At 35.2% G+C, this 2568-nt stretch carries 3 protein-coding genes and 1 pseudogene; all 4 read right to left on the reverse strand.

Annotated elements, in window-relative coordinates; translation table 11 throughout:
• On the reverse strand, nt 1–721 hold a 721-nt coding region (locus tag WC622_RS17095; RefSeq protein ID WP_372820899.1), incomplete at its 3' end, for a hypothetical protein.
• Nucleotides 708–1277 (reverse strand): RNA polymerase sigma factor, encoded by a 570-nt coding sequence (locus tag WC622_RS17100; RefSeq protein ID WP_372820900.1) that lies wholly within the window; start codon nt 1275–1277, stop codon nt 708–710. The genes WC622_RS17100 and WC622_RS17095, both read right to left, overlap by 14 nt.
• Before the next feature lie 104 nt (nt 1278–1381).
• The gene (locus tag WC622_RS17105) at nt 1382–2077 is read right to left on the reverse strand and encodes a DUF4397 domain-containing protein (protein WP_372820901.1); all 696 of its coding nucleotides are present in this window, start codon (nt 2075–2077) and stop codon (nt 1382–1384) included.
• 141 nt (nt 2078–2218) lie between these two features.
• Nucleotides 2219–2568: pseudogene (locus WC622_RS17110) on the reverse strand (hypothetical protein); the annotation flags it as partial.

Genomic DNA, 2568 nt, shown 5'->3' on the forward strand with positions numbered 1-2568 from the left:
TCATGCTAATTCCATAACCCATGTTTAGCTCATTGGTATTGCCAAAAGATGGAGCTAACATTAAACCCATATCCCATTTGCCATGCTTGTTATTAACTGTCAATTTACCTTGTTTGCCAGCATTTTTTTGGCTCTCGCTAGCAAGGAAATCTAAAGTATTGGGCTTAGTTTTTTCTTCTACTTGGGCAATAACTTGTTGATTATCAATTGGGGCATTTGCAATTGCAGCTTGAGCAGGTGCATTTACCTGATTAGTATTTGCAATTACAGGACTATTTGTTTCAGTGTTTTGAGCGACTAACTGTGTATTTTGCTTCGTAACAGTTGTTCCTTGTTCAAGGGTTTTGCTAGCTAAAATTTTGCTTGGTAAATCGATCTCTTTTGAAGGCTCATGTGCTAACTGTTGTTCGGTACTTTTTGAGTCGGTATTCGGCTGCTGACTAACTGGCTTTTCAACGGTTTTTAAAGCGTCAACTTTTGTAAGCTGCTCGTTTTGAGGAGTATCTTTTGTAAACCAAATAAGGGTAATGCAAATGGCCAAAACTGCGGCAGCGCCACTTAAGCTCATCACCCAAAAAATCGGACGTTTTTTGGTTTGCTGTTTTTGGTTGAATTTTTCCCACGCGCCTAGTTGATAAAACTCCTCATGAGCTTGTAAGCTTTGCTTGATATGGGTAATCAGCTCTACATCATTTTTTTGCTTATGTTCAGTAGGTTGCATATGTATTTATTAATGTTTTAGCGTAAAGGGTTCTCAATTTGTTTTTCGCTCTTGTTAAATAAACCCTGCTTGAACTTTCGGGAATATTTAGTGATTTAGCGATTTCGTCATGAGAAAATCCTTCAATCTCGTATAAATTAAAAATCAATTTTTGTATCTCTGGTAGCGCATCAAGAAGTTTAAGAATATCTTTCACGTTTAATGCAGCAATTATATTTATCTCCGTTAATGGTTCTTGTTCCTCAACTATTTCTTCAATGGATATCAAGTTGCGTTTTGTACGTAAGAAATCTATCGCCGTACGTGACGCAATTTTCGAAATCCATGCTTTAAAAGCCTTTTGATGTTCTTCTTTATTCGCCGGAAAATTAAATTGATTTACGGCATTAAATATTTTTATAAAGGCATCATTTACAAGCTCTTCGGCATCATCTCTCTCATTTACATAACGCAAAACAACGGCCATTAAATAGCCATAAAATGATTTATAGATCATTTCTTTACTCTTGTTCTGGTTACGTAGGCAGCCTACAATAGTTTCCTCAAAATTGAGCATTCTTGTTGTTAGGCCTTTTGGTTCTTTACAATCATATAAAATGATTTCGGTTCGGTTATAAAAATTAAAAAGCCAACAAAACGCACTAATGGCCTTTGGTAATCCTACTTGTGCGTATAAATAGCAATACCTAGTTTTGTATCATCAGTAGCGGCTTTAAGCCCTTTAACATAAATTGTATAAATTTTTTCGTCTTCAATTTTCACATCAGACAACGTTAAAACTAAATTCCCTGTTCTATGTTCTCGCACTTCAAACGTCACTTTATCTCCCATGTCTACTAACATTGGGTTGGAATAATCTTTAAAGGAAATATTGGTAATTAAATAACTTGATCCCGCCACCGATAATGTAAGTGGTTCTGAATCTGGACTTAAATTCGCAAACCTCACTGAAGCTTTTCCTTTAGCAGGTTTTGTTAAGTTATCGGGCAACAACATAAACTTAATATCTGCAAACCTATCAATGATAAAAAGCGTATAGCCAAATTGCGGCTCTAATACAAAAAGCTCTGATTTTAAAGGAGTAGCGGAGTCTTTTCTCGTAATTGTCATTCTTCTGCTTCCCGAGTAAGCAGATAAATAATCTATTTTGCTTCCGAATATAAAATCAGGAATAGCACCAGTTACTTTAGTATTATCAACATACACATCTAATTTCTCCGCACTAGGAGATGCATTTACAATACTTAGCCCAGACACATTAATAAGCTTAGGATCGCTGTCTTTTGCGCAAGAAACCAGTAGTATGGATACAATGAAAACGGCAATAATACTTTTGTAATTTATTGATAGTTTCATCTTTTAATGTTTAATTTTTAATTGTAAGAAGGAGCCTACCCACCTAACACGTTTATAGAATACGAGTTAAAGCGAGAAAACGCTACAGTTTACCCAAAAAATAATTATAAAAATACCATTTATTCTCGCTTTAAGCAATGGTTAATCGGCATCTACACGAAATATGTTTCCTCCAAACCTTGAGAGGTTATAGTTTAAGCCAAATGTAAATACCCTTGTAACCTGGTTTGTTTTACTATCGATTATCGAATTACCCGAAATATACCTTGCTAAGTTATTGCCTTGATTAAGGAGGTCATTTGCCTTGATATTTAGACTTAAGGTTTTGTCTTTTAGGAAAGTTCTGCTCAAGCTTGCATTCAATATTAAAGGATTGGCATTGGCTAAAGAGTAACCCCTGTTAATAGCCTTAGAGGCATTTGCGCCAAATAGAAAGTGTTGCTTGATCGTAACTTTTGTGGAGAGATTAATGTTTAGATTTTTAACATTTC

Origin of the sequence: Pedobacter sp., assembly GCF_041662865.1 — a bacterium.
In the GTDB taxonomy this organism is placed as follows: domain Bacteria; phylum Bacteroidota; class Bacteroidia; order Sphingobacteriales; family Sphingobacteriaceae; genus Pedobacter.

What these genes read in the sequence shown, in the direction of transcription:
- WC622_RS17100 (WP_372820900.1), bottom strand. Translation starts at nt 1,277, where the DNA reads ATGCTCAATTTTGAGGAAACTATTGTAGGCTGCCTACGTAACCAGAAC.
- WC622_RS17105 (WP_372820901.1), bottom strand. Translation starts at nt 2,077, where the DNA reads ATGAAACTATCAATAAATTACAAAAGTATTATTGCCGTTTTCATTGTA.